26 protein-coding genes are annotated in these 24,272 nt (G+C 63.6%); 11 read left to right on the top strand and 15 right to left on the bottom strand.

All coding sequences use genetic code 11. The features are described 5' to 3' along the window. Positions 1-19: 19 nt before the first annotated feature. A complete protein-coding gene (locus H040_RS07690) occupies positions 20-910 on the bottom strand; it encodes a LysR family transcriptional regulator (protein WP_027920625.1) in 891 nt (296 codons plus the stop codon). A gap of 103 nt (positions 911-1,013) precedes the next feature. Here H040_RS07690 and H040_RS07685 point away from each other — a divergent pair, with 103 nt between their 5' ends. From H040_RS07685 to H040_RS07660, 6 genes are all read left to right on the top strand, one after another. Then, positions 1,014-2,093 (top strand): extracellular solute-binding protein, encoded by a 1,080-nt coding sequence (locus tag H040_RS07685; RefSeq protein ID WP_027920624.1) that lies wholly within the window; start codon positions 1,014-1,016, stop codon positions 2,091-2,093. A 25-nt stretch (positions 2,094-2,118) separates the two neighbouring features. Then, a complete protein-coding gene (gene speB / locus H040_RS07680) occupies positions 2,119-3,087 on the top strand; it encodes an agmatinase (protein WP_027920623.1) in 969 nt (322 codons plus the stop codon). A gap of 145 nt (positions 3,088-3,232) precedes the next feature. After that, positions 3,233-3,550 (top strand): hypothetical protein, encoded by a 318-nt coding sequence (locus H040_RS07675; protein WP_027920622.1) that lies wholly within the window; start codon positions 3,233-3,235, stop codon positions 3,548-3,550. Positions 3,551-3,577: 27 nt separating this feature from the next. Next, the gene (locus tag H040_RS07670) at positions 3,578-4,726 is read left to right on the top strand and encodes a PQQ-dependent sugar dehydrogenase (protein WP_027920621.1); all 1,149 of its coding nucleotides are present in this window, start codon (positions 3,578-3,580) and stop codon (positions 4,724-4,726) included. An 87-nt stretch (positions 4,727-4,813) separates the two neighbouring features. Next, positions 4,814-5,923 (top strand): cell division protein ZapE, encoded by a 1,110-nt coding sequence (gene zapE / locus H040_RS07665; protein ID WP_027920620.1) that lies wholly within the window; start codon positions 4,814-4,816, stop codon positions 5,921-5,923. Between the two features lie 12 nt (positions 5,924-5,935). Then, positions 5,936-6,517: a DinB family protein gene (locus H040_RS07660; protein WP_027920619.1), complete on the top strand. Its 582-nt coding sequence runs from the start codon at positions 5,936-5,938 to the stop codon at positions 6,515-6,517. 114 nt (positions 6,518-6,631) lie between these two features. Here the strand turns inward: H040_RS07660 and H040_RS07655 are convergent, their stop codons facing one another. The 6 genes from H040_RS07655 to trhP all read right to left on the bottom strand — a co-directional run bounded on the left by H040_RS07655 (position 6,632) and on the right by trhP (position 12,563). Further along, positions 6,632-7,630: an alpha/beta fold hydrolase gene (locus H040_RS07655; protein ID WP_027920618.1), complete on the bottom strand. Its 999-nt coding sequence runs from the start codon at positions 7,628-7,630 to the stop codon at positions 6,632-6,634. A gap of 75 nt (positions 7,631-7,705) precedes the next feature. Continuing rightward, positions 7,706-8,143 carry a YqaA family protein gene (locus tag H040_RS07650; RefSeq protein WP_027920617.1) on the bottom strand — a complete coding sequence of 146 codons (438 nt, stop codon included), beginning with the start codon at positions 8,141-8,143 and terminating at the stop codon, positions 7,706-7,708. Beyond that, the gene (locus tag H040_RS07645) at positions 8,143-8,571 is read right to left on the bottom strand and encodes a DUF411 domain-containing protein (protein WP_027920616.1); all 429 of its coding nucleotides are present in this window, start codon (positions 8,569-8,571) and stop codon (positions 8,143-8,145) included. Before H040_RS07645 ends, H040_RS07650 begins: the two co-directional genes overlap by 1 nt. A gap of 14 nt (positions 8,572-8,585) precedes the next feature. Beyond that, a complete protein-coding gene (locus tag H040_RS07640; protein WP_027920615.1) occupies positions 8,586-9,467 on the bottom strand; it encodes a copper resistance protein B in 882 nt (293 codons plus the stop codon). Beyond that, on the bottom strand, positions 9,460-11,151 hold the full coding sequence (locus tag H040_RS07635) for a copper resistance system multicopper oxidase (RefSeq protein ID WP_027920614.1): 1,692 nt from the start codon (positions 11,149-11,151) through the stop codon (positions 9,460-9,462). The genes H040_RS07640 and H040_RS07635 overlap by 8 nt, the downstream gene beginning before the upstream one ends. A 47-nt stretch (positions 11,152-11,198) precedes the next feature. Continuing rightward, positions 11,199-12,563, bottom strand: coding sequence for a prephenate-dependent tRNA uridine(34) hydroxylase TrhP (gene trhP / locus H040_RS07630; RefSeq protein WP_027920613.1), 1,365 nt, complete (start codon positions 12,561-12,563; stop codon positions 11,199-11,201). Between the two features lie 129 nt (positions 12,564-12,692). Here trhP and H040_RS07625 point away from each other — a divergent pair, with 129 nt between their 5' ends. Beyond that, positions 12,693-13,757, top strand: coding sequence for an AI-2E family transporter (locus H040_RS07625; protein ID WP_027920612.1), 1,065 nt, complete (start codon positions 12,693-12,695; stop codon positions 13,755-13,757). A gap of 9 nt (positions 13,758-13,766) precedes the next feature. On the opposite strand, the gene H040_RS07620 is transcribed toward H040_RS07625, so the two are convergent. Beyond that, positions 13,767-15,830 carry a TonB-dependent receptor family protein gene (locus tag H040_RS07620; protein ID WP_027920611.1) on the bottom strand — a complete coding sequence of 688 codons (2,064 nt, stop codon included), beginning with the start codon at positions 15,828-15,830 and terminating at the stop codon, positions 13,767-13,769. 231 nt (positions 15,831-16,061) lie between these two features. Here H040_RS07620 and H040_RS07615 point away from each other — a divergent pair, with 231 nt between their 5' ends. Genes H040_RS07615 through H040_RS07605 form a run of 3 tightly spaced genes read left to right on the top strand, consistent with a single transcriptional unit; the run spans position 16,062 to position 17,045 of the window. After that, positions 16,062-16,310, top strand: coding sequence for a response regulator transcription factor (locus tag H040_RS07615; RefSeq protein WP_027920610.1), 249 nt, complete (start codon positions 16,062-16,064; stop codon positions 16,308-16,310). 8 nt (positions 16,311-16,318) lie between these two features. Further along, the gene (locus tag H040_RS07610; RefSeq protein ID WP_081784345.1) at positions 16,319-16,690 is read left to right on the top strand and encodes a head completion/stabilization protein; all 372 of its coding nucleotides are present in this window, start codon (positions 16,319-16,321) and stop codon (positions 16,688-16,690) included. After that, positions 16,683-17,045: a hypothetical protein gene (locus H040_RS07605; protein WP_027920608.1), complete on the top strand. Its 363-nt coding sequence runs from the start codon at positions 16,683-16,685 to the stop codon at positions 17,043-17,045. Before H040_RS07610 ends, H040_RS07605 begins: the two co-directional genes overlap by 8 nt. Before the next feature lie 2 nt (positions 17,046-17,047). Here the strand turns inward: H040_RS07605 and H040_RS07600 are convergent, their stop codons facing one another. Next, positions 17,048-17,434, bottom strand: coding sequence for a helix-turn-helix domain-containing protein (locus H040_RS07600; protein ID WP_027920607.1), 387 nt, complete (start codon positions 17,432-17,434; stop codon positions 17,048-17,050). Between the two features lie 201 nt (positions 17,435-17,635). On the opposite strand from H040_RS07600, the gene H040_RS07595 reads away from it, so the two are divergent. Next, positions 17,636-17,938: an ogr/Delta-like zinc finger family protein gene (locus H040_RS07595; RefSeq protein ID WP_081784344.1), complete on the top strand. Its 303-nt coding sequence runs from the start codon at positions 17,636-17,638 to the stop codon at positions 17,936-17,938. 43 nt (positions 17,939-17,981) lie between these two features. On the opposite strand, the gene nuoN is transcribed toward H040_RS07595, so the two are convergent. Genes nuoN through nuoI form a run of 6 tightly spaced genes read right to left on the bottom strand, consistent with a single transcriptional unit; the run spans position 17,982 to position 24,262 of the window. After that, on the bottom strand, positions 17,982-19,451 hold the full coding sequence (gene nuoN, locus H040_RS07590; RefSeq protein WP_027920606.1) for an NADH-quinone oxidoreductase subunit NuoN: 1,470 nt from the start codon (positions 19,449-19,451) through the stop codon (positions 17,982-17,984). Between the two features lie 7 nt (positions 19,452-19,458). Continuing rightward, complete coding sequence (gene nuoM, locus H040_RS07585; protein WP_027920605.1) at positions 19,459-20,991, bottom strand: NADH-quinone oxidoreductase subunit M; 1,533 nt, start codon at positions 20,989-20,991, stop codon at positions 19,459-19,461. Positions 20,992-21,040: 49 nt separating this feature from the next. Further along, entirely contained in the window at positions 21,041-22,894 is a 1,854-nt protein-coding gene (gene nuoL / locus H040_RS07580; RefSeq protein WP_027920604.1) for an NADH-quinone oxidoreductase subunit L, read from the bottom strand. After that, on the bottom strand, positions 22,891-23,199 hold the full coding sequence (gene nuoK / locus H040_RS07575; RefSeq protein ID WP_008096201.1) for an NADH-quinone oxidoreductase subunit NuoK: 309 nt from the start codon (positions 23,197-23,199) through the stop codon (positions 22,891-22,893). Before nuoK ends, nuoL begins: the two co-directional genes overlap by 4 nt. 3 nt (positions 23,200-23,202) lie before the next feature. Next, positions 23,203-23,703 carry an NADH-quinone oxidoreductase subunit J gene (gene nuoJ / locus H040_RS07570; protein ID WP_027920603.1) on the bottom strand — a complete coding sequence of 167 codons (501 nt, stop codon included), beginning with the start codon at positions 23,701-23,703 and terminating at the stop codon, positions 23,203-23,205. Between the two features lie 10 nt (positions 23,704-23,713). Next, the gene (gene nuoI / locus H040_RS07565; protein ID WP_016488223.1) at positions 23,714-24,262 is read right to left on the bottom strand and encodes an NADH-quinone oxidoreductase subunit NuoI; all 549 of its coding nucleotides are present in this window, start codon (positions 24,260-24,262) and stop codon (positions 23,714-23,716) included. Positions 24,263-24,272: the final 10 nt, after the last annotated feature.

Below are 24,272 nucleotides of genomic sequence, written 5' to 3'. Positions count from 1 at the left end.
TGCCCGCGAAGAGGCCGGTTTAGGCAAACGCCACCAGCAAATCATCCATGAATGCCGCCTGGGCCTCTCCAGCTACCTGTCCCCTATGCCGGGCCAAGGTGAATGGCACCACAAAATCCAGCCCCGGATCCAGCGCCCGCAACATCCCCTGAGCCTCCCAGCTCGCCGCGCAGTGGCACGGCAGATAACCAATGTGCCGCCCAGAGAGAATGAGCGTCAGCACGCTCTCGATCTGCTCCGCCACCGCCATGCTGCGCCGGCTCTGAAACGGCTCGCCGCCCTTGAGAAAGCGGTACGGGTGACGTACCTGATCCGCCTCCAGCAACTGCTCAAGCGTCACCTCGGTCGCATCGAACAGCGCATGCCCTTTGGCACAGTACAAACGCTGGCGCTCCTCGAACAAAGGTTGATAGTCGAACGCCGCCTGGTTGCCGGAAAAGTAGCTGATGGCGAAATCCAGCCGTTGTTCCAGCAGCAGCCGCTCCAGTTCCGCCGGAGGCGCGCTGATCAACTCCAGTTGCACCGATTCATCGCGTAGGCGAAAACGTGAAATGGCCATCGCCAGGCGCAGGTTTACGGCCGCATCCTGGTTTTCCGCAATGCCCACCCGCACCGTCCCCAGCAAGCGCCCGGCCACGCCGTTGGCCTGTTGGCGAAACAGCTCGATGTTCAGCAGCAGGCTACGTGCCGCCTCCAGCAGCAGCTCGCCCTTGTCGGTCAGGCGAAAGCCGCTCTTGCCGCGGCTGCACAGGCGATAGCCGAGCCGCGTTTCCAGCTGCGCCATGCGCTGGCTGATGGTGGGCTGGCTCAAGCCCAGCACGCCCTGGGCGGCACTGAAACCGCCGGCCTCTACTACAGTGACGAACAGCCGCAGCAGGTGCAGGTCAGGGTCGTGCAGTTGTCCGAGCATCACATTGCTCCTGAAGAATGTCAGCTTTGTAAACTTGTCATTCTTGCAATATTACCCGGCTGGCATGCTGGCGGCATCCACCCCATTTGCCGAGGTGTCCGTCATGCGTCGATCGTTGTGCCTGTTGTCCCTGATTCTGGCCCTGCCGCTGCAGGCCGAAGAAAAGGTCGTCAATCTTTACAGCTGGGCCGACTACGTTGCCCCGGAAACGCTCAAGCGCTTCGAACAGGAAACCGGCTACAAGGTGCGCTACGACACCTTCGACACCACCGAGGTCCTGGAAACCAAGCTGCTCACCGGGCGCAGCGGCTACGACGTGGTGGTGCCCTCAGCCACCGTATTGGCCCGGGCGCTCAAGGCCAATGCCCTGCAACCGCTCGATGCGCAAGGCATGCCTGGTTACGCCAACCTCGACAAGGACCTGCTGGCCAAGCTGGCCGAGACCGACCCAGGCAACCGCTACGCCGTGCCCTACACCTGGGGCACCCTGGGCCTGGGGGTGAATGTCGAGGCGGTGCGCCAGCGCCTGGGCGATGTACCGCTGGACAGCCTCGACCTGTTGTTCAAGCCCGAGTACGCCAGCCGCCTGAAGGCGTGCGGCATCGCCATGCCGGACTCGCCACAGGAGGTGATCGGTGTCGCGCTCAACTACCTCGGCAAGGACCCGTACAGCCAGGACAAGGCAGATCTCAACGCCGCGCAGAACTTGCTGAACCAGCTGCAACCGTCGATCAGCTATGTCGCCAATGGCCGGCAGATCAGCGACCTGGCCAACGGCAGCGTGTGCCTGGCGCTGACCTACAACGGCGATGCTGCCATGGCCGCCGACCAGGCTCGCCGCGCCGGCAAGCCGTTCGAGCTGATCTACCGCATCCCCCGTGAAGGCACGCTGGTCTGGCAGGATAACCTGGTCATCCCCAAGGACGCCCCGCACCCGCAAGCCGCCCGTGCCTTCATCGCCTTCATGCTCAAGCCAGAGTCGGTGGCAGCGCTGACCAATACGCTGTTCTTCGCCAATGCCAACCAGGCAGCGACGCCTCTGGTCGATGACGCCGTGCGCAACGACCCGGATATCTACCCACCTGCCGACGTGCGTGGGCGGTTGTATGCCGACCGCAGCATGGCGCTGTCCGACCTGCGTCAGCGCAACCGGCTGTGGACGGCGTTCCGCAGCCGCCAGTGACCGACAACCACAAAGGAGCCCAACCGTGGAACAAGCCCAGAACAACGACCAGGCCATGACCCGCGGCAGCCTGTACGGTACCGCAGCGGAAAGTACCTACGCCGGCATCACCAGTTTTGCCCGCCGGCGCTACAGCCGCGACTTGCGTGGGGTGGATGTGGTGGTCAGCGGAGTGCCGTTCGACACCGCCACCAGCAACCGCCCTGGCGCACGCTTTGGCCCGCGCGCGATCCGCGCTGCCTCGGTGCAGCAGGCTTGGGCGCGCCACTGGCCCTGGGCGTTCGACCCTTTCGACCACCTGGCCGTGATCGACTATGGCGACTGTGCCTTCGACAGCGGCACGCCGCAGTCGGTACCGGGCAGCATCCAGGCCCACGCCGAGCATATTCTTGAAGCGGGTTGCGCCATGCTCACCCTGGGCGGCGACCATTTCATCAGCTACCCCCTGCTCAAGGCCCATGCCCGCCGCCATGGCCCCCTGGCGCTGATCCATTTCGATGCGCACAGCGACACCTGGCCGGACGAAGAGGGGCGAATCGACCATGGCACCATGTTCTGGCATGCCGCACGGGAAGGGCTGGTCGATCCGTCCTGCTCGGTACAAGTCGGCCTGCGCACCACCAATGACGACAGCCAGGGCTTCGCCATTCTCGATGCCCGGCAGGTGCATCGCCAAGGTACTGAAGCGATCATCGCGGCGATCCGCCAGCGGGTCGGTGACCGGCCGGTGTACCTGACCTTCGACATCGATTGCCTCGACCCGGCCTACGCGCCCGGCACTGGCACCCCGGTGTGCGGCGGCCTGAGCACGGTGCAGGCACTGGAAATCCTGGGCGGCCTGCGTGGCATCAACCTGGTGGGCATGGACCTGGTGGAGGTGGCACCGGCCTATGACCATGCCGATATCACTGCGCTGGCCGGGGCCACCCTGGCCATGGAGATGCTGTGCCTGTACGCGGCGCGGCACAAGGTCAACGCAGTGCAAGGCCAATAGTGCCCGGTGATCGGCGAGCCGGATGGCCAACGCCATCAGGCCCATACTGAAACATCAGGAATCGCATTCACACTTTTGCCGCGAACCCTTCGCGCCTTAGGCTATCCAAACGCTCAAGGCGCGCTTTTTCGTACAGAGGTGAAGCATGAATCTTACATTGCCGACCCTGGCCATCGGTTTGGTGCTGTGCCTGCCGGTGCAGGCAGCGCCCATGCAGCCACTGCAGCTCGCCGCCAGCAACAACAATCCGTACAACAGCCCGATTCAGCGCGCCAACCCCAATAGCCGCCAGGGCAGCATGCCGGCCACGCCACCCGTGCGTGGCCCGTCCACCCAGCCTGTGTACCGCACGCCAAGCCTGGATAACCGCGGCATCGGCAATGGCGACAACCTGCGCCGCCAGCAGCAGGCGCCGAACCTGGAACCCACCCGGCCGCCGCGTGACACCCAGCGCGCGCCTTGAGCCCCACTCGCGAGAAAGGAATTTTGCATGATCAAAGCTACCTGGCTGACAACCCTGACCGCTGCTGCACTGTTGCCTTTGATGGCCCATGCCGCCCCCGAGCAGCAGTTTCCCAGCGAGGAAGGGCAACTCACCGTCAGCACCTTGACCGACGGCCTGCGCAACCCCTGGGCGTTGGCATTCCTGCCCGGTGGCAAGGACATGCTGGTCACCGAGCGCCCCGGCAACCTGCGGGTGATCAATGCCGAAGGCAAGGTCGGCCCACCCATCAGCGGTGTGCCCAAGGTCTGGGCCGAAGGGCAGGGTGGCTTGCTCGACGTGGTGCTGTCGCCTGAGTTCGCCAAGGACCGTACGGTGTACCTGTCGTATGCCGAGGAGGGCAGTGATGGCAAGGCCGGCACGGCGGTGGGCCGTGGCCAGCTGTCCGAGGACCGCGCGCGGCTGGAGAACTTCAATGTCATCTTCCGCCAGCAGCCCAAGCTCTCGGTAGGCAACCATTTCGGCTCGCGTCTGGTGTTCGACCGTGACGGTTTCCTGTTCATCGCCCTGGGCGAAAACAACCAGCGCCCGACCGCCCAGGACCTGGACAAGCTGCAGGGCAAGATCGTGCGCATCCTGCCCGACGGTGAAGTACCGAAGGACAACCCCTTTGTCGGCAAGCAGGATGTGCGTCCGGAAATCTGGTCGTTCGGCCACCGCAACCAGCAGGGCGCGGCATTGAACCCCTGGACGGGCAAACTCTGGACCCACGAGCACGGCCCACGGGGGGGCGACGAGATCAACATTCCGGCGCCGGGCAAGAACTATGGCTGGCCAATCGCAACACACGGTATCAACTACTCGCTGCTGCCTATCCCCGAGGCCAAGGGCAAGCATATCGACGGCATGGTCGACCCGCACCATGTCTGGGAGAAGTCGCCCGGTATCAGCGGCATGGCCTTCTATGACAGCCCCACCTTCAAGGCCTGGGACCACAACCTGTTCATTGGTGCGCTGGCTACGCAGGAGCTGATTCGCTTGCAGCTCGATGGCGACAAGGTCGTCCATGAAGAGCGCTTGCTGGGTGAGTTGAAGGCACGCATCCGTGATGTGCGGGTGGGGCCCGATGGCTACCTGTATGTGCTGACCGATGCCAAGGATGGGGCACTGCTGAAGGTGGGGCTGGGCGAGGGCTGAGAGCGTTGTGGAGTACCTGTGGGAGCGGGCTTGCCCGCGAAAGGGCCAGTGCAGACAATGGAGCTCCAACAGGCCAAGCCAGTGACCATGCCCCTCGATCCGCAATCCCTCTATCAGCAGGCTTTAATTGAGCAAGGCTTCGCCCATGACCCGGCTCAGGCCCAGGCTGTCATGGCCCTGCAAACCTGTTTCGACGCCTTGGAAAATGGCCATGCCACACAGGGCCTGTACCTTTGGGGGCCGGTCGGTCGTGGCAAGACCTGGCTCATGGACCTGTTCCACCGTTGCCTGAACGTCCCGTCCCGGCGCCAGCACTTCCATCACTTCATGGCCTGGGTCCACCAGCGCCTGTTCCAACTCAACGGCACTGCCGACCCCTTGCAGGCACTGGCCCGGGAACTGGCCGGGCAGATCCGTGTGTTGTGCTTCGACGAACTGTTCGTCAGCGACATCGGCGATGCGATCATCCTCGGCCGCCTGTTCCAGGTGCTGTTCGATCACGGTGTGGTGGTGGTCGCCACGTCCAACCAGCCACCGCAGCAGCTGTACCGTGATGGTTTCAATCGCGAGCGCTTTCTGCCAGCCATCAGCGCCATCGAGCGGCACATGCAGGTGCTTTCGGTGGCCGGTGAGCAGGACCATCGCCTGCACCCGGGGGCACAGCACCAGCGTTACTGGGTGGCCGAAGCGGGGACCGAAGGCGGTGCGCTGGCCGTGGTTTTCCAGCAGCTTAGCCCGGACGACCCCGGCAGCAGCGCAGCACTGCAGATCGGCTCGCGGCAGATCGAAGTGATCCGCAGCAGCAGCCAGGCCGTCTGGTGCCGCTTTACCGAGCTTTGTGAACGCCCCTTGGCCGCCATGGAGTTCATGGCCTTGTGCGATCGCTTCCCGGCGATACTCGTCGAGGGTGTGCCGGCCCTGGGTGGTGAACAGCGGGCCGGGCGTATCGCCCGCGGCACCGAGGATGGCGCGGCGCGTGTCGCGGCAGGCGACCGCGAGCTGCCGATGCTGTCAGCCAAGGACGACGCCGTGCGTCGTTTCATCGCCTTGGTCGACGAATGCTATGACCGCCGGGTGGCGCTATACCTGGAGGCGCAGGTTCCCCTTGATGCCCTCTACACTCAAGGGTATCTGGCGTTCCCGTACCAAAGGACCTTGAGCCGGCTACGGGAGATGCAACTGCAACGCTTCGCCTGAAGGAGCCGAACCATGGAGCCGCTGTCGCATCATCTGCTGACCCAGGCCTACAACAATGGCTGGGCCAACCACCGCCTGTACAAGGCCTGCCTGCAACTGACCCACGATGAGTTCGTGGCCCCCCGTTGCAGCTTCTTCCCGTCGATCAAGGCCACCCTCAACCACCTGCTTACAGTGGACTGGTTCTACCTCGACATGCTCGAGTGCGAACAGCGCGGTGAGGCGCCGCACCCGGATGGCGAGCGCTTCTTCGAACCGGAGCAACCGTTCGCCACCTGTACTGACCTGCATGCCGAGCAGGCCCAGGCCGATCACCGGCTGATTGCCTATTGCAGCCTGTTGCAGGACGCCCAACTGGAGCGTTACGTGAGCATCGTGCGGCCGCAACGGATTCAGCGCGAACAGCGGCTACGCCTGCTGGCACACCTGTTCGAGCACCAGATCCATCACCGTGGGCAGGTGCATGCGATGCTCAGCGACACGGCGGTACGGCCACCGCAGCTGGATGAGTTTTTCTGCGAAGATGAAGCCGACCTGCGGGCGCTGGATTTTGCCGAGCTCGGCTGGACCGAGGCGCAGGTCTGGAGATTGTAGGGCGCCGCTGTGCGGCCCTTTCGCGACACAAGGCCGCTCCTACAGGAGCATGCGGTCCCTTGTAGGAGCGGCCTTGTGTCGCGCATGGGGCGCAACGCGCCCCCATTCATCGGGTCAGCGGCCGAGCCACTCCACCAGTGTCCGGTTGAAGCGCCGTGGCTCCTCGATCTGCGGCGCATGCCCCATGCCCTCGAAGGTTACCAGCTCGCCCTGGGGAATCAGCTTGGCTACCTGCGGCCCCAACACCTGGTACTTGCCCAACTTCGCCTTCACCTCCGGTGGGGCGATGTCGCTGCCGATCGCTGTGGTGTCCTGGTCGCCGATCAGCAGCAGTGTGGGCATCTTCAGGTCCTTGAACTCGTGATACACCGGCTGGGTGAAGATCATGTCGTAGATCAGCGCCGAGTTCCACGCCACCGCTTCATGCCCGGGCCCCTTGTTCAGCCCCACCAGCATCTGCACCCAGCGCTCGTACTCAGGCTTCCAGCGCCCCGCGTAGTAGGTCTTGCGCTCATACTCACGCACGCCTTCGGCATCGAGCTTGAGTTCGCGGGCATACCACTGGTCCACCGTACGATACGGCACGCCCAGTGCTTTCCAGTCCTCCAGGCCGATCGGGTTGACCATTGCCAGGCGCTCGACCTGCTGCGGGTACATCAGTGCATAGCGGGTAGCGAGCATGCCCCCGGTGGAGTGGCCGAGGACGATTGCCTGCTTGATGCCCAACTGCTCGAGCAGGGCGTGGGTGTTCACCGCCAGTTGCTGGAAGCTGTACTGGTACTGGGCCGGCTTGCTCGAAGTGCAGAAGCCAATCTGGTCGGGGGCAATTACCCGATAGCCCGCCTGGCTCAAGGCGTCGATGGTGGTCTCCCAGGTGGCGGCGCAGAAGTTCTTGCCGTGCATCAGTACCACGCTGCGGCCATTGGCCTGGCCTTGGGCCGGCACGTCCATGTAGCCCATCTGCAGGTGCTGGCCTTGGGACTGGAAATCGAAATGCTTGAGTGGGTGAGGGTAGCTGAAGCCTTCGAGCTGTTTGCCGTAGGTGGGCGATTCGGCGGCGATGGCCGGGGCGCCGACGAGGCAGGCCAGGGCCAGGGCGGTTGCGCGCAGCATGGGGGCACTCCGTGTAGGACCATGTAGGAATTGGCGACTGTAGCAGTCAGTGGACCACCTTAAACGTTAAAGGTGTTACCAGGCGTGAAACCCGCCCAGGGTAATCATCGCCACGATGATATAGCGCCCTGCCTTGGCCAGGGTGACCAGCAGCAGAAAGCGCCAGAACGGCTCGCGCATGATGCCGGCGATCAAGGTCAGCGGGTCGCCGATCACCGGCATCCAGCTCAGCAGCAGCGACCATTGCCCCCAGCGTTGGTAACGTTGCTGCGCCCGCTCCAGTTGGCGGGTGCTGAAAGGGAACCAGCGCCTGTCACGCAGGTGCTCGATGGCCCGGCCGAGCAGCCAGTTGACCACCGAGCCGAGCACATTGCCCAGGGTGGCGACCAGCAGCAGCGTCAACCAGGCTTCGGGCTGGCGCAGCAGCAGGCCGACCAGCACAGCCTCCGATTGCAGCGGCAGCAGCGTGGCGGCACCGAAGGCGCTGAGAAACAGCGCCCAGAGGCTCAGCATCAGTAGCTGGCGACCACGGTGTCCTGGCCATCCTGGGTCACGCCGATGACCTGGTAGGCATCCTTGTGGTCACCCATTTCCATGCCGGGCGAACCCATGGGCATGCCTGGCACGGCCAGCCCCTTGAGGTCGCTGCGCTTGGCCAGCAGGCGTACCTGCTCGGCGGGCACATGGCCTTCGACGAACTTGCCGTCGATCACCCCGGTGTGGCATGACGCCAGGCGCGGCGCCACCCCCATGCGCTGCTTGACGGCGCTCATGTTCGGCTCGACATGGTCGTTGACGGTAAAACCGTTGTCGCGCAGGTGGCTGATCCAGGCCTTGCAGCAGCCACAGTTGGGATCGCGATAGACATCGATGGTTTCGGCAGCCTGGGCCAGGCCGGTGATGGCCAGCAGGCCGAAGGTGATCAGGTGTTTACGCAGCATGGTCAAACAACTCCTTAGAAACGCAGGCGTATGCCCGCCACCAGGCGGGTCTGGCCGAGGTCTTCGCCATCTTCACGGGCCTGGCTTGCGCGGTTGCCGTGCAGGCGCTCGAAGCTCACCCCGACATAGGGCGCAAAGCCTCGGGTGATTTCGTAGCGCAGGCGCAGGCCGACTTCGCTGTCGGCCAACCCGGCACCTTGTTCACGGCCGGCATCGTTGCGGCCAAAAAAATTGGCTTCCAGGTTCGGCTCGAGGATCCAGCGGTTGCTCAGCAGGATAGCGTAAGCGGCCTCCAGGCGCAGCGCGCTCTGTTGTCGCTCGCCGGCATAGGCTGTGGCTTGGAGTTCCAGGCCGTACAGCGGGGTGCCCTGGATGCCGAAGGCGGCCCAAGCCTGCCCGCTGCCCGGCTTGAAGTCTTGACGCAGGCCGCCGACCAGCTCCCACCATGGGCTGATCGCGTGCCCCCACAGCGCCTGCAACTCGGCCTTGTGGGTCTTGCCTTGTTGCCGTTCGCCCTCGGTGCGAAGCCACAGGCGATCAATGTCGCCGCCGACCCAGGCCGTGGCGTTCCATTTGAGGGCGCTGCTGCTTTCGACATGCTGGTATTCCAGCTGATCGACGATCACCGCCCAGTTGATTGCGTGGTCGTGCACCTGGTGGCCGGGCAGGGGCGGGAAGGCGGCCTGGCGGTCGGCGTCGTTCAGTACCGGGAGCGGCGTACGGGGTTGGCTCGGCGCACTGGCGTGGTTCATCTGACCATGGCTTGTCTGACTGTGTTCCGTTGGCATGGCGTCATGGTTCATGTGCGCCATGCCGGCGGCCATGGCCCGTTCGCTGGCCAGCAGCGCGGCCAGGGCGACGCCGGTGACCAGGCGCCGGTTGTTGAGCTCATTCATCGACCCGTACCTCGCGGAACATGCCGGTCTCCATGTGGTAGAGCAGGTGGCAGTGGTAGGCCCAGCGGCCCAGGGCATCTGCGGTGACCCGGTAACTGCGGCGGCTGCCGGGCGGGATGTCGAGCGTGTGCTTGCGCACCAGGAAGCGCCCGTGCTCGTCCTCCAGGTCGCTCCACATGCCATGCAAGTGGATGGGGTGGGCCATCATGGTGTCGTTGACCAGGGTGATGCGTACGCGCTCGCCGTAAGCCAGGCGCAAGGGTGCGGCATCGCTGAACTTGACCCCGTCGAACGACCAGGCGAAGCGCTCCATGTGCCCGGTCAGGTGCAGCTCGATTTCCCGTGAGGGTTCGCGACCGTCCGGGTCGGAGTAGGGGCTGCGCAGGTCGGCGTAGGTCAGCACCCGGCGACCATTGTCACGCAGGCCGATGCCTGGGTCGGCCAAGTTGGGCCGGGGGGCCAGGGTCTGCATGTCGACCAGCGGGTTGCCGGTTTCGCTGGCCGGGTGCTGCTGCATGGCCATCATCGCTGAGTGATCCATGCCGGCCATGTTGCTATGGTCCATGCTCGCCATGCCGCCGTGGCCCATGTCGGCCATGCCCAGCACCGGCCGGGGGTCGGGTTGCGGCACTGGCGCCTGCAAGCCGCTGGCGCGGGCCAGGGTTCCGCGGGCATAGCCGCTGCGGTCCATGCTCTGGGCGTACAGGGTGTAGGCGGGCAGGTCGCCCACAGTCACCAGCACGTCATAGGTTTCGGCCACGGCGATGCGCAGTTCGTCCACGGTCACGGGTGTCACCGGCAGGCCGTCGGCGGCGATTACCGTGAGCTGCAGGCCGGGGATGCGGAAATCGAAATAGGTCATGGCCGAGGCGTTGATCAGCCGTAGGCGTACGGTTTCGCCGGGCTGGAACAGGCAGGTGAAGTTACCGTCCGGTGGCTGGCCGTTGAGCAGGTAGGTGTAGGTGGCAGCGCTGATGTCGGCGAGGTCGGTGGGGCTCATGCGCATGCGCGCCCAGCTCAGGCGTTCGTCAACGGTGTTGTCCCAGCCCTGTTGCGCGACGTCGTCGATGAAATCGCCAAGTGTGCGCTTGTGGTCGTTGAAGGCGTCGGACTGCTTTTTCAGGGTCGCCAGCAACGCTTCGGGCGCCTCGTCGGACCAGTCGCTGAACAGCAGCACATGGTCGCGCTGGTAGACGTGCGGCTCGGGCTCGCGTGGCGCGATGACGATCGCGCCATAGACCCCGGCCTGCTCCTGCAAGCCAGAATGGCTGTGGTACCAGTAGGTACCGCTTTGGCGCAGGGTAAACCGGTACAGGTAGTCGCCACCCGGCGCGATGCCAGCGAAGCTCAGGCCTGGCACACCGTCCATGTTGGCCGGCAGGAGGATGCCGTGCCAGTGGATCGAGCTGCTTTGGTCAAGATGGTTGCGCACGCGCAGGGTCACCGTGTCGCCTTCACGCCAGCGCAGCAGCGGGCCGGGCAGGCTGTCATTGACGGTCAGCGCGGTCCGTGGTCGGCCGGTGATGTTGACCAGGGTCTGGCCGATGAACAGCTCGAAGTGCTGGCCGGCCAGCTCGCGGTCAGCGCTGGCCTGTGCCAGCGGGCGCCACAAGCCCAGGCCGGCCAGTGTAGTGGCGGCGCCCAGGCCTTTGACGAAGGTGCGGCGGGTTGGGTTGCGCAACATGGCGTGGCCTCATGCAGGAGAGCCACGATCCTCGCCGGTTGCGCCTGTCAGCTGGCTGAGGCGCAGATTACAGCGTTGTCAGGCGCTTGTTCATCGTTGCCCAGGTCGCGCATCAGCAGGCCAAACTCAAGGGCAACCTGCTCGGGGATCGGCAGGTACACCACATGGCCGTCACCGGGCGCCACCTCGATGGCGTGCTGCTGGCGGTCGAGCAGGCGGTGCAGGTCGAAATGGTAGTTGCCGCGCGGGGTCATCAATTCCAGGTGGTCACCCAGGGCGAAGCGGTTCTTCACCTTGACCTCGGCCAGGCCGTCGACGCGCACCCCCGTCAGTTCACCGACGAACTGCTGGCGCTCGGACAACGAATTGCCGCGCAGGTAGTTCTGGTATTCATCATGCACATGGCGGCGCAGGAAGCCCTCGGTATAGCCGCGCTGGGCCAGCGATTCGAGGTTGTCCATCAGCGCCATGTCGAACGGCCTCCCGGCTGCGGCATCGTCGATGGCTTTGCGGTAGGACTGCACGGCCCGCGCGCAGTAGAAGTGGCTCTTGGTGCGGCCCTCGATCTTCAGCGAGTGCACGCCCATGGCCGCCAGGCGCTCGACGTGCTGGATGGCGCGCAGGTCCTTGGCGTTCATGATATAGGTGCCATGCTCGTCCTCGAAGGCCGGCATCTCGCTGCCCGGGCGATTGCTCTCCTGCAGCAGGAATACCTGTTCGGTGGGCGCGCCGACGCCCAGGGTCGGCTCGACCTCGCGGACGATGTCGCCGGTGGTATTTTCGGTGGCAGGCGTGGCCTCGTATTTCCAGCGGCAGGCGTTGGTGCAAGTGCCTTGGTTGGCATCGCGCTTGTTCAGGTAACCGGACAGCAGGCAACGGCCGGAGTAGGCCATGCACAGGGCGCCGTGGACGAATACTTCCAGCTCCATGCCCGGTACTTGCTGGCGAATCTCTTCGATTTCCTCCAGTGACAGTTCGCGCGACAGGATCACCCGGCTCAGGCCCAGTTGTTGCCAGAACTGCACGCTGGCCCAGTTCACCGTATTGGCCTGCACCGACAGGTGCACCGGCATCTGCGGAAAATGCTGGCGCACCAGCATGATCAGGCCGGGGTCGGACATGATCAGCGCATCGGGCGCCATCTCTACCACTGGCGCCAGGTCCTTGAGGAAGGTCTTCAGCTTGGCGTTGTGCGGGGCGATGTTGACCACCACATAGAAGCGTTTGCCCAGGGCATGCGCCTCGCTGATGCCCTGCGCCAGGTTGGCGTGGTCGAACTCATTGTTGCGCACCCGCAGGCTATAGCGCGGCTGGCCGGCGTAGACCGCGTCGGCACCGTAGGCGAAGGCATAGCGCAGGGTCTTGAGGCTGCCAGCAGGGGCGAGCAGTTCGGGCTTGGCGGGTCGATTCATGGGCGCACCGGGGCAAAGGCGCGGATGCTAACGGCTGATCGGGGGTATGGTATTGATTTGAATCAAGACCAAGGTGGCACTTTTGCGCAGGTGGCGTGCACTAATAACCATGACACTTGAGGAGTCGCCATGAACCAAGACGCGCTACAGAACAGAGCCCTCGCCGTACTCCTGGCTCTGGTGACCATCGCCTTCGTGTGGATCCTGTTGCCCTATTATGGCGCCATCTTCTGGGCGGTGATTCTCGGCATCCTGTTCGCGCCGTTGCAGCGCCACTTGTTGATCCGCTTCGGCCGGCGCCGCAACCTGGCAGCGTTCACCACCTTGCTGGTGTGCCTGCTGGTGGCAGTGCTGCCGGTGATCATCACCAGTGCCTTGCTGATGCAGGAAGGCGCCACCTTGTACCAGCGTATCGAGAGCGGGCAGCTGGACATCGCCAGTTATGTCGCACGGGGCAAGGACATGCTGCCGGCCTTTGCCCAGCATGGGCTGGACACCATGGGCATGGGCAACCTGGACGGGCTGCGCGACAAGATCACCAAATGGGCCACCCAGGGCAGCCAGGTGCTGGCCGGCCAGGTCTTCAACTTTGGCCAGGGCACCTTCGAGTTCCTGGTGAGCTTCGGCATCATGACGTACCTGCTGTTCTTCTTCCTCCGCGAAGGCGCCGACGTGGCCCGCCGGGTACGTCTTGCGGTACCGCTGCCGGAGCACCAGAAGCGCCGCTTGCAACTGAAGTTCAGCCGTGTGGTGCGGGCCACGGTCAAGGGCAATGTCCTGATGGCCATTACCCAGGGTGCGCTGGGTGGTTTGATCTTTTGGGTGCTGGATATCCCCAGTGCGCTGGTGTGGGGCGTGCTGATGGCGTTCCTGTCGCTGTTGCCGGCGGTGGGGGCGGGGATCGTCTGGGCGCCGGTGGCGGCGTACTTCCTGCTCACCGGGGCGATTTTGCCAGGGGTGATCCTGACGGCGTTCGGGGTACTGGTGATCGGCTTGGTGGACAACCTGTTGCGGCCGATCCTGGTGGGCAAGGACACGCGCATGCCCGATTACCTGATTCTGGTGTCCACCTTGGGCGGGCTGGCGGTATTCGGGCTCAATGGCTTCGTGATCGGGCCGTTGATAGCGGCGCTGTTCGTCTCCAGCTGGGCGATTTTCGCCGCGACCAAACCCCAGGTGCAGTTGCCGTCCTGAGCCGCTGCGTCAACGGAAGCTGTACGAAACGCCGGCGTAAACGCCAAAGCCTTCACCCGGTGTCGAGCGGGCAACATCCTGCCCGGCGTCGTTGTACCCCGGCGTCACCGTAGCGGCATAGCGCTTGTCGGTCAGGTTGCGCAGGTCCAGCCAGGTTTGCCAGTCCTGTTTCGGCGAGTTCCAGCCCAGGCGCGCACCGAGCAAAGCATAGGCATCGGCGTGGTAGCTGTTGGCGTAGTCAACCTGCACGTTCGACGCCATCTGCGTGTTGACCCCGGCGTAGAAACCGCTCGGCCAGTCGTAGCGCAGTTCGGCCTGGTAATAGTGCATGGGGATGCCGGGCAGGCGGTTGTCGCCGAACGTGTCGTCGTCGCGGTAATGGAAGTCGCTGAAGGTGTAAGCCTGGCGCAGGCTCAGCTTGCCCGTGCCGGGTTGCTCCCAGAGGTTGCTTTCCAGGCCGGCTTCGACGCCCTGGTGCACGGTGGGGCTGGCGTTGAACTCCTTGAACGGCAAGCCTTGCACGACCTCGACGTTCAGCAGTTCATGACGCACTTGCGAGTAGTACCAGGCCAGGTCCCAACGCCCCAGCGCCGAATCGCCGCGGGCGCCCAGTTCCAGGGTGGTGGCGGTCTGGTTCTGCATCTTCATGGGCTGGTTGGTGACCGGCGCGCTCCAGACCAGGGACCACGGATGCGGTGGCTCCACCGAACGGCTGAGGTTGCCATAAACCTGAAGGTCCGGGCGAAGGTCGTAACGCAAGCCAATGCGTGGCGCATAGTCCCAGTCATGCTGGCTTACCTTGCCGCCATCGGCAGGGTACGTGACATCGCTTTCACGACGGGTGTAGATCATCGCCAACCCGGTGGTCAGCCACAGGTCAGGGATCAGCTCCAGGTCGTTGCCCACATGCAACACGGTGTCCGACCCCTGATAGGTGAAGTCACGCGTGCGTGCGCCGACTACATCGTTGACCCGCGAGAACTGCGAGGCGCCACTGTTGGGCAGGTGCTTGGTGGTGCGCCAGCCGATGGTGGTCTTGCTCTCGTGGCCGAACAAGGTGTCGCGACGGAAGTAGTTCAGTGTGCCGCTGGCATCGGCGTAGGCCACCTTCAGGCGCATGGCACCCTCGCGCAAGTCCATCGGGTAGTCGTGATAGACCAGCCCGGCCTCCAGGCGTGAGTCGTCGTCGAGGTAGAACGTGGTCTTGTTGCCCACCCAGGTGCTACCCGGTTGCGGGCGGCTGTCGTTGCGCGACAGGTAGCCCGGGTTGGCAGCGCGAGGGTCGTGCTTGATCTGCTCCTTGGTCAAGCGCCCGGCCAGGTCGTTTTCGGTTTCCCGGTAACGCAGGTAGAAGCGCGTCTCCAGGTTCGGGTTGAAGCGGTAGCCGACGTTGGCGGCGATGCCTTTCGCGCTACCGCTGCTATGCGCCTGGTAGCCGTCGTACTCCGAGTCGGTGAGGGCCACGTAGTAGTCGAGGTTGCCCAGCACTTGCCCCGCGCTGATGTGGCGGTGCTGGTAACCGCGGCTGCCGACCTCGTAGCGCACCTGCAAGGGCGCGGCGTCGTAGCCGGTGTGGGTCACATAATTGATTGACCCACCCAGGGCCAGCGAGCCTTGGTCGAAGCCGTTGGCCCCGCGCAACACTTCGGCCCGGTTCAGCCATAGCGGTTCGAACAGCTCGTAGGGCGTACCGCCGGGGCCGGTCAGCGGCAGGCCGTCGAACATCGTGTATACCCCGGAGCCATGGGCGCCAGGGGCTCGGTTGATACCCGAGCCGCGGATCGACAGCTTGATGCCATCGTTGCCCGCCGACTGAGCGAACACGCCGGGCTGATAGGCCAAGACGTCCTGATTGCTGGCGACCCGGCCTTGCCCGACGCGTTGCATGTCCACCAGGTTGGTGGCGCCTGGCACCGCACGCAGGCGTTCGCGGGCGTCGTTCAGTTCGCTTTGTTCTTCATCGTTGATCAGCACCTGGCCCAATTCAACGGCAGGCGCTGCCGCAGTTTGCTGGCTGACCGTGAACATGGCCAGCAGGCCAAGGTAAGACGAGAAGGGTAAAACGGGACGCATCGTACAACTCCAGGCGATTGGCAGACAGGCAACCGCGTTGTGACGAGCGAAGATCCTGCCAGAGCACGAACAATTGAGATTTTCATGCGTACGTCGTGTTGAACGGATGTGTAGGACGGTTCTTTACAAGTTGCATCGCTGGAGTGGGCACGGCTGGCATCCGTAAGGTGGGCCCTACACAGCGGCAGCACGCTGCGCTGCCACAACTGGCGACTACTTGGGAACTCAGTGATGGAAACCAATATGCGACGGACACCTGAAAGCCATACCGAAGCGCCGATTTACCTGACACCGCGAGAGCAGCAAGTGCTGTTGTGGTGCGCCTATGGCAAGACTTCATGGGAAATCGGCCAGATTCTGCAGTGCAAAGAGTCGACAGTGAATTTCCATGTGGCCAACTTGCTGCGCAAGTTCGATGTTCCCACACGTGTCGCGGCCGTCATCAAAGCCATTCGCTACGGCATGCTGGCCGAGCAGTGAGGGGCGATATGCATGATGGTCACCTGACCCCGCAATCACGGATCGCGCCTTTTTCCAAGGCTTCACGGTTTCCCGATTGTCACGATCCATTCTGGCCACGCATCGAACTGAATGTGTTACGCGAACGCCTGCACCTTGACGAAAATGTCAGTGAGGCTCGCCTCGCATTGGCCATGCGCTGCGCCGCGATAGATGCCGCCAGAGAGTTCGCGAGCTGGCGCATTGCACTGCGTAGCCGTGGTTACCGGCGCCTTGAAGATGTCGCAGGTCATGCCAGCGGACGGGCCCTGTCGGTCTGCTACCGATATTTCATCGCGGCTGCAGTGAGGCTCAACCTGCAGGCAGGGCCGGCAGCGGGCGGAGGGACTGAGCATGGATGAGTCCTATCTGGTGGAGGCCGCCATCGCTGCATTCTACGAATTGCTGGACACCGAGGGCAGGGCCCTGTTCGGCGCACTGTTGGGGGCACTGTTGGTGAGCGCCGCCCGGGATCGACTTATCATCGTATCTCGCAGGCGCCTGTCGGCCCGCAAGCAGGTCTTGCTGGTATTCCTGACCCTGGGGGTCGGCTACCTGTTCGAGCCACTGCTGCATGCGCTGGCGCCGATGTTGTCGCGTGGCATGGCCGCCTTTGCCGCTGCGGTAGTGGTTATACCGATTACCTTGAAGGTGCTGGTATGGCTGGACTCGGTGGACCTGCGCGAGGTCATCCAGCGCTGGCGCCGCCGAGGCTGACGTTATTGTGCCGCAGAGCTGCGCTTGGCCAGATCCTGCAGTTGTCGCTCGAGCTGACGGATACGTTGCTTGTCCTCGATATGCAGTTGTACCGACTGGCGGTCTGTGTGGGAAAGCTCGCGCAGGCGGCCGAGCATGTCGCTCTCCCAGTCGTTCTGGCTTTGCACAGCAAGGCTGTCATCTTGCTTACCCAGGAGGAGCCAATCCAGCGAGCAGCCATGCTGACTGGCCAGGTCTACGCAAAGTGAATATGGAATGCTGTCGCGAACTTTCCAGCTGCTCAGTGTCTGTGGGCTGACTTTCATGGCTCTTGCCAACTGAACGTCGGTCTCGGAGCCGGTAAGAAGCTTCAGGCGCGCCAGCACCGGTGTAAGCAATTGGCTATTCATAACAAATATCCATGACTGGTTTAACGACATTCTCTGGGCTTAAAATACTCGTTATGAATACTAGCCATTCGATTTGAGGAGATATCTTGGCATGAGAAGTACTTTGATGAAAAACCTTTCTATGACCGTAGCTAATACGCAGCACACTGGCGGCCTTTTCTTACGGCTAATTTTTTCAAGCAGCGCTGGCAGGTATGTTGTGTGAGTACTTACAAACTGGTCTGCCCGCACTGCAACAGCCGTATGCGCATTCGCACCAGTGAGGGTCGGCATATCTTTTTGCGCGTTGCCTACTTGCAATGTATCAATGAGGCTTGCGGCTGGTCGGTGAGGGCGGAGTTTGAAATGACCCACGAACTTTCACCCAGTGGCATGCCCAACCCGGAAGTACAGCTGCCATCTGCCGGCAAGGAATTGCGCAAGTCGGCTTTGGCACGTGATGAGGGGGCACCGAGTCGCCCGCGTTTGGGAAAGCCTTCGCAGGCGGCCACCAGGCACAGATAAAAAAACACCCCGCATGTGCGGGGTGTTTTTACTTAAGCTGCGATCAGCCGAGCAGTTGCAGGCCAGCGTGCTGAACCAGGTCCAGCAGCGGCTGCGGGTACACACCCAGGACGAAGGCCAGAATGGCGATGGCCAGCAGCATCACGCCGCCGGTGCGCTGTTCCCACTTCAGTGGGGCGTCGTGGCGACGCAGGTTCGGCTCGACCAGGTACAGGGTGACCATGACGCGCAGGTAGTAATACACGCCGATGGCGCTACCGATCACCAGCGCACCGACCAGCCACCACAGCTGCGACTCGACGCCGGTGGCGATGATGTAGAACTTGCCGATGAAGCCAGCGGTCAGCGGAATGCCTGCCAGCGACAGCATCATCACGGTCAGTACCGCAGTCAGGTACGGACGGCGCCAGAAAAGGCCGCGGTATTCGTACAGTGCATCGGCGTCACGGCCGCCGTAAGGCGAGGACATCAGGGTGATGACACCGAAGGCGCCGAGGCTGGTGATCACATAGGTGACCAGGTACACGCCCATGGCTTCCATGGCCAGGCCCTTGCTGGCAACCAGGGCGATGACCAGATAGCCGAAGTGGGCGATGGACGAGTAACCGAGCAGCCGCTTGAGGTTGCTCTGGGTCAGCGCCAGCAGGTTACCGATCAGGATCGAGGCGACTGCAATCACGGCCAGTACGGTGCTCAGTACGCCGCTGCTGGCAGCAGGGGAGAGCATGAACAGGCGCACGACCACGGCGAACACGGCAACCTTGCTGGCGGTGGCCAGGAACGCGGCAACCGGCGCCGGGGCGCCTTCGTACACGTCCGGGGTCCACAGGTGGAACGGTACCAGCGACAGCTTGAAGGCCAGGCCGACCAGCATCATGCCCAGGCCCAGCTGGGCCAGCAGGCTCGGCATGCTGGTAGTGGCCAGGGCCTTGCCCAGCTGGTCGAAGGTCAGGCTGCCAGCGTCGGCGTACAGCAGGGCCATGCCGAACAGCAGGAAGGCGGAGCCGGCGGCCGACAGCACCATGTACTTGATGCCGGCTTCCAGCGAGCGCTTGTTGAAGAAGGCATACGCCACCAGGCCATAGACAGGTACCGACAGCAGCTCCAGGCCGATGAACAGGCCGGCCAGGTGGTTGGCGCTGACCAGCACCAGGCCACCGAGGGCGGACATCAGCAGCAGCAGGTACAGCTCTTCACGGTTGCCCGGGAAGCCCTTGGAGCCTTCACCGAGGTAGGCGTGGGCGAGGGTGACGCAGGCCAGCGTGGCAACCAGGATGATCGCCATGTACAGGCAGGCGAACTTGTCGATGGTAACCAGCGAGGTGACCGCCAGTGGCGCGACTTTCAGCGCCGGCAGAATCGACAGCAGGGCCAGGTTCAGGCCCACGGTGGACAGCAGGAAGGTCTGCGAGTGGTTGCGCTTCCAGGCGATCGCCAGCATCACCACCACCGTGGTGAGGGTGGTGATCAGCATCGGCGCCAATGCGATGAAGTGTTGAGTGGTGAATTCCATAGCGCTCTTACCGGGCCGAAGCGAGTTGAGTGAAAGCGGAACCGAGCCACTGCTGCACACCACTCATGGTGGCGGCAGAGGTGTCGAGGAACGGCTGTGGATACACGCCCAGCAGGATCAGCAGCCCGGCAAGGCCGAGGACCATGATCAGCTCGCGACCGTCCATGCCGGCCAGCACGGTGTCGGACTTGGCTGGGCCGAAGTAGGCACGGTGGATCATGATCAGCGAGTAAACCGAACCGAACACCAGGCCGGTGGTGGCGATCACGGTGATCCACGGTACATGCACGAAGCTGCCGATCAGGATCAGGAACTCGCCGACGAAGTTGCCGGTGCCTGGCAGGCCCAGCGATGCCGCCGCGAAGAACAGGCTGATGGCCGGCAGGTAGGCGATGCGGTGCCACAGGCCACCCATCTGACGCATGTCACGGGTGTGCAGGCGCTCGTACAGCTGGCCGGACAGGATGAACAGCGCGGCAGCCGACAGGCCGTGGGCCAGCATCTGGATCACCGCGCCTTGCAGGGCCTGCTGGCTGCCGGAGTAGATACCGATCAGCACGAAGCCCATGTGCGAGACGCTGGAGAAGGCGATCAGGCGCTTGATGTCGGTTTGCGCAAAGGCCAGGAAGGCACCGTAGAAGATACCGATCAGGCCCAGGGTCATGGCGATCGGCGCGAACTCGGCCGAGGCGTTCGGGAACAGCGGCAGGGCGAAGCGCAGCAGGCCGTAGGCCGCGGTCTTCAGCAAGATACCGGCCAGGTCCACGGAACCTGCGGTCGGTGCCTGGGCGTGAGCGTCAGGCAGCCAGGAGTGGAACGGTACCACCGGCAGCTTCACCGCGAAGGCGATGAAGAAGCCCAGCATCAGCAGGTACTCGGTACCGGCCGGCAGGTCGGCCTTGAGCAGGTCGCTGTAGTTGAAGGTGATCACCCCGGTGTTGGTGTAGTTGACCAGCACCAGGCCAAGGATCGCTACCAGCATGATCAGGCCGCTGGCCTGGGTGAAGATGAAGAACTTGGTCGCCGCGTAGATCCGGGTCTTCTTGCCATCTGCCGAGCTGTGACCCCAGAGCGCGATGAGGAAGTACATCGGCACCAGCATCATTTCCCAGAAGAAGAAGAACAGGAACAGGTCCAGGGCCAGGAACACACCGACCACGCCGCCAAGGATCCACATCAGGTTGAGGTGGAAGAAGCCGACGTGGCGCTGGATTTCTTTCCAGGAGCACAGTACCGACAGCACACCGAGCAGGCCGGTGAGCAGGATCATCAGCAGCGACAGGCCATCGAGGGCCAGGTGGATGCTGATGCCGAAGCGCTGGATCCACTGGACTTTGTATTCCAGGGCCCAGGCAGGCTCGGCGCCCGGAGCAGGGGCGAGGGTGTAGTCGCCGTGAGCCCACAGCCAAAGGCCGATGCCGAGCAGCAGGGACATGGTCAGCAGTGCAATCCAGCGCGGCAGGGTGGCGCCGAAGCGCTCACCCAGCCAGCACAGGAAGCCGCCGATGAAGGGGATCAGGATCAGCCAAGGCAAAATCATGACGGGTTCGTTTCCTTTCGCAGAGTCGCAAGGTTCGCAAAGTTCATGGTCATACCGCTGCCACTACTACAGCGCCGAGTACCAGCACTGCGCCAACGGCGATAGAAGCGGTGTACCAGCGCAGCTGACCGGTCTCGGTCTTGCTCATGGCGACGTGGCCGCCGCGAGCCATGCGAGGGATGAGGCCGATGCTGCGGTCAACCGGATCCTTGCGCAGGATGTGGCTGATCAGCAGGTAAGGTTTGACGAACAGCTTGTCGTAGATCCAGTCGAAGCCCCAGGCGGCGAACCACCAAGCCGACAGGACGCGACCGATGCCACTGTTGGCGATCGCGCTGACCAGGCGGCGCTTGCCGAGGAACAGCATGGCCGACAGCAGGATACCGGCGATGGCGATGGCACCCGAGGTGATCTCCAGCGCGTGCTTGGCTTCGCCTCCGGCATGGCCGGCGCTCTCTGGCAGTACGCCTGCCAGCGGTGGGGTGATCCAGGCGCCGACGAAGGTCGACAGCACGATCAGCACACCCAGCGGCAGCCAGTGGCTGATGCCGTGGCCAGCATGGGCTTCGGTCTTCGCTTCGCCGTGGAAGGCAATGAAGATCAGGCGGAAGGTGTACAGCGACGTCATGAACGCGCCGACCAGGCCGGCGTACAGCAGGCCGGTGTTACCGCTGGCGAAGGCCTCCCAGAGGATTTCGTCCTTGGAGTAGAAGCCCACGGTCACGATCGGCAGGGCTGCCAGGGCAGCGCCACCCACCACGAAGCTGGCGTAGGCCAGTGGCAGTTTCTTCCACAGGCCGCCCATCTTGAAGATGTTCTGCTCGTGGTGGCAGGCAACGATCACCGCACCGGAGGCCAGGAACAGCAGGGCCTTGAAGAAGGCGTGGGTCATCAGGTGGAAGATCGCCGCGTCCCAGGCACCCACGCCCAGGGCCAGGAACATGTAGCCGATCTGGCTCATGGTCGAGTAGGCGAGGATACGCTTGATGTCGGTCTGCACCAGCGCGGCGAAGCCGGCCAGTACCAGGGTCACGCCACCGACGACGCCGACCAGGTGCAGGATGTCCGGCGCCAGCAGGAACAGGCCGTTGGTACGGGCGATCAGGTACACGCCCGCAGTTACCATGGTTGCCGCGTGGATCAGTGCCGAAACCGGCGTCGGGCCTGCCATCGCGTCGGCCAGCCAGGTCTGCAGTGGCAGCTGGGCCGATTTACCGACCGCACCACCCAGCAGCATCAGGGTTGCCAGCACCATCCAGGTGTCGCCAGCCTGGAACTTCTGCGGTGCCAGCACCAGCAGTTCCTGCACGTTCAGGGTACCCAGCTGGGCGAACAGGATGAACAGGCCGATGGCCATGAACACGTCGCCGATCCGGGTGACGATGAACGCCTTGAGTGCCGCGTTACCGTTGTTGCGGTTGCTGTAGTAGAAACCGATCAACAGGTACGAGCACAGGCCCACGCCTTCCCAGCCGAAGTAGATGAACAGCAGGTTATCGCCGAGGATCAGGAACAGCATGCTGGCGATGAACAGGTTGGTGTACGAGAAGAAGCGCGAGTAACCGGCTTCGCCGCGCATGTACCAGGACGCGAACAGGTGGATCAGGAAACCGACACCGGTCACCACGCCAAGCATGGTCACCGACAGGCCGTCCAGGTACAGGGTGAAGTTCGGCGCGAAGCCGTCCACCGACATCCACTGCCACAGCAGCTGGCTGTACGCGCCGCCCTCAGGCGGGGCGACGTTGAATTGCCAGATGACGTAGGCAGCGGTGGCGGCCGAGAGGCCCACCGAGCCGACGCCGATCAGGGCGGACAGGTTCTCCGAGAACCGCCCGCGCGAGAACGACAGCAGCAGGAAGCCGACGAGGGGGAAGACGAAAGTCAGGAAGAGAAGGTTCATCCGCGCATCTCACTGGCAGCATCGATGTCGAGAGTGTGGAAGCGGCGATACAGCTGCAGCAGGATCGCCAGGCCAATGCTGGCCTCGGCGGCTGCCAGGCTGATCACCAGAATGAACATCACCTGGCCGTCGGGCTGGACCCAGCGGGCACCGGCGACGATGAACGCCAGGGCAGAGGCGTTCATCATGACTTCCAGGCTCATGAGCACGAAGAGGATGTTGCGGCGGACCATCAGGCCAACCAGACCTAAGCAGAACAGGATGCCGGCGACTGCCAGACCATGCTCGAGAGGGATAGCACCCATGATTTACTCCTTCGCCTCGTTGCGGCCCAGGTGGAAGGCGGTGACGGCTGCAGCCAGCAGCAGCATCGATGCCAGTTCGACCACCAGCAGGTACGGGCCGAACAGGCTGATACCCACTTCTTTCGGGCTGACGGTGGTACCGCTGATGGCCGCGCCGCTAGGGGAGACGAACAGCACGTACAGCAGCTCCAGCAGCAGCAGGGCGGCAAGGATCACCGGCCCGGCCCAGATGCCGGGCTTGAGCCAGCCCCTCTCCTGGGCGACCGAAGCCGGCCCGAGGTTGAGCATCATCACCACGAACACGAACAGCACCATGATGGCGCCGGCGTAGGCGATCACTTCCAGGGCGCCGGCGAACGGCGCACCCAGGGCGAAGAAGATCATCGCTACGGAAATCAGCGAGATGATCAGGTAAAGCAAGGCGTGCACGGGGTTGGTGCCCGTCACCACCCGAAGGGTGGAGACCACGGCGATCCCGGATGCGAAGTAGAAAGCGAATTCCATCTTTCTGTCCTTATGGGAGCAAGCTCTTCACGTTGATCGGCTCGGCTTCGTTCTGTGCAGCGCCCTTCGGCTTGCCAGCGATTGCCATACCCGCAACACGGTAGAAGTTGTAGTCAGGGTTCTTGCCGGGGCCGGAGATCAGCAGATCTTCTTTCTCGTACACCAGGTCCTGACGCTTGAACTCGGCCATTTCGAAATCCGGAGTCAGCTGGATCGCGGTGGTCGGGCACGCCTCTTCACACAGGCCACAGAAGATGCAGCGCGAGAAGTTGATGCGGAAGAATTCCGGGTACCAGCGGCCGTCCTCGGTTTCGGCCTTCTGCAGCGAGATGCAGCCGACCGGGCAGGCCACCGCGCAGAGGTTGCACGCTACGCAGCGTTCCTCGCCATCGGGGTCGCGGGTGAGGACGATGCGGCCGCGGTAGCGCGGCGGCAGGTACACAGGTTCTTCGGGGTACTGCAGGGTGTCGCGCTTGCGGAACCCGTGGGAGAACACCATTGCCAGGCTGCGCAGCTGGGTGCCGGTGCCCTTAACGATGTCGCCGATATACTTGAACATGGGTCAAATC

The organism is Pseudomonas sp. URMO17WK12:I7, assembly GCF_003269045.1.
GTDB classification, from domain to species: Bacteria; Pseudomonadota; Gammaproteobacteria; order Pseudomonadales; family Pseudomonadaceae; genus Aquipseudomonas; species Aquipseudomonas putida_J.
The sequence above is the reverse complement of the archived record's forward strand: the minus strand, read 5'-3'. Positions and strand labels throughout refer to the sequence as shown.

Coding starts and splice junctions, on each gene's coding strand:
- H040_RS07690 (WP_027920625.1), bottom strand. CDS start 910: ATGCTCGGACAACTGCACGACCCTGACCTGCACCTGCTGCGGCTGTTC.
- H040_RS07685 (WP_027920624.1), top strand. CDS start 1,014: ATGCGTCGATCGTTGTGCCTGTTGTCCCTGATTCTGGCCCTGCCGCTG.
- H040_RS07675 (WP_027920622.1), top strand. CDS start 3,233: ATGAATCTTACATTGCCGACCCTGGCCATCGGTTTGGTGCTGTGCCTG.
- H040_RS07670 (WP_027920621.1), top strand. CDS start 3,578: ATGATCAAAGCTACCTGGCTGACAACCCTGACCGCTGCTGCACTGTTG.
- zapE (WP_027920620.1), top strand. CDS start 4,814: ATGCCCCTCGATCCGCAATCCCTCTATCAGCAGGCTTTAATTGAGCAA.
- H040_RS07660 (WP_027920619.1), top strand. CDS start 5,936: ATGGAGCCGCTGTCGCATCATCTGCTGACCCAGGCCTACAACAATGGC.
- H040_RS07655 (WP_027920618.1), bottom strand. CDS start 7,630: ATGCTGCGCGCAACCGCCCTGGCCCTGGCCTGCCTCGTCGGCGCCCCG.
- H040_RS07650 (WP_027920617.1), bottom strand. CDS start 8,143: ATGCTGAGCCTCTGGGCGCTGTTTCTCAGCGCCTTCGGTGCCGCCACG.
- H040_RS07645 (WP_027920616.1), bottom strand. CDS start 8,571: ATGCTGCGTAAACACCTGATCACCTTCGGCCTGCTGGCCATCACCGGC.
- H040_RS07640 (WP_027920615.1), bottom strand. CDS start 9,467: ATGAATGAGCTCAACAACCGGCGCCTGGTCACCGGCGTCGCCCTGGCC.
- H040_RS07635 (WP_027920614.1), bottom strand. CDS start 11,151: ATGTTGCGCAACCCAACCCGCCGCACCTTCGTCAAAGGCCTGGGCGCC.
- trhP (WP_027920613.1), bottom strand. CDS start 12,563: ATGAATCGACCCGCCAAGCCCGAACTGCTCGCCCCTGCTGGCAGCCTC.
- H040_RS07625 (WP_027920612.1), top strand. CDS start 12,693: ATGAACCAAGACGCGCTACAGAACAGAGCCCTCGCCGTACTCCTGGCT.
- H040_RS07620 (WP_027920611.1), bottom strand. CDS start 15,830: ATGCGTCCCGTTTTACCCTTCTCGTCTTACCTTGGCCTGCTGGCCATG.
- H040_RS07615 (WP_027920610.1), top strand. CDS start 16,062: ATGGAAACCAATATGCGACGGACACCTGAAAGCCATACCGAAGCGCCG.
- H040_RS07610 (WP_081784345.1), top strand. CDS start 16,319: ATGCATGATGGTCACCTGACCCCGCAATCACGGATCGCGCCTTTTTCC.
- H040_RS07605 (WP_027920608.1), top strand. CDS start 16,683: ATGGATGAGTCCTATCTGGTGGAGGCCGCCATCGCTGCATTCTACGAA.
- H040_RS07600 (WP_027920607.1), bottom strand. CDS start 17,434: ATGAATAGCCAATTGCTTACACCGGTGCTGGCGCGCCTGAAGCTTCTT.
- nuoN (WP_027920606.1), bottom strand. CDS start 19,451: ATGGAATTCACCACTCAACACTTCATCGCATTGGCGCCGATGCTGATC.
- nuoM (WP_027920605.1), bottom strand. CDS start 20,991: ATGATTTTGCCTTGGCTGATCCTGATCCCCTTCATCGGCGGCTTCCTG.
- nuoL (WP_027920604.1), bottom strand. CDS start 22,894: ATGAACCTTCTCTTCCTGACTTTCGTCTTCCCCCTCGTCGGCTTCCTG.
- nuoK (WP_008096201.1), bottom strand. CDS start 23,199: ATGGGTGCTATCCCTCTCGAGCATGGTCTGGCAGTCGCCGGCATCCTG.
- nuoJ (WP_027920603.1), bottom strand. CDS start 23,703: ATGGAATTCGCTTTCTACTTCGCATCCGGGATCGCCGTGGTCTCCACC.
- nuoI (WP_016488223.1), bottom strand. CDS start 24,262: ATGTTCAAGTATATCGGCGACATCGTTAAGGGCACCGGCACCCAGCTG.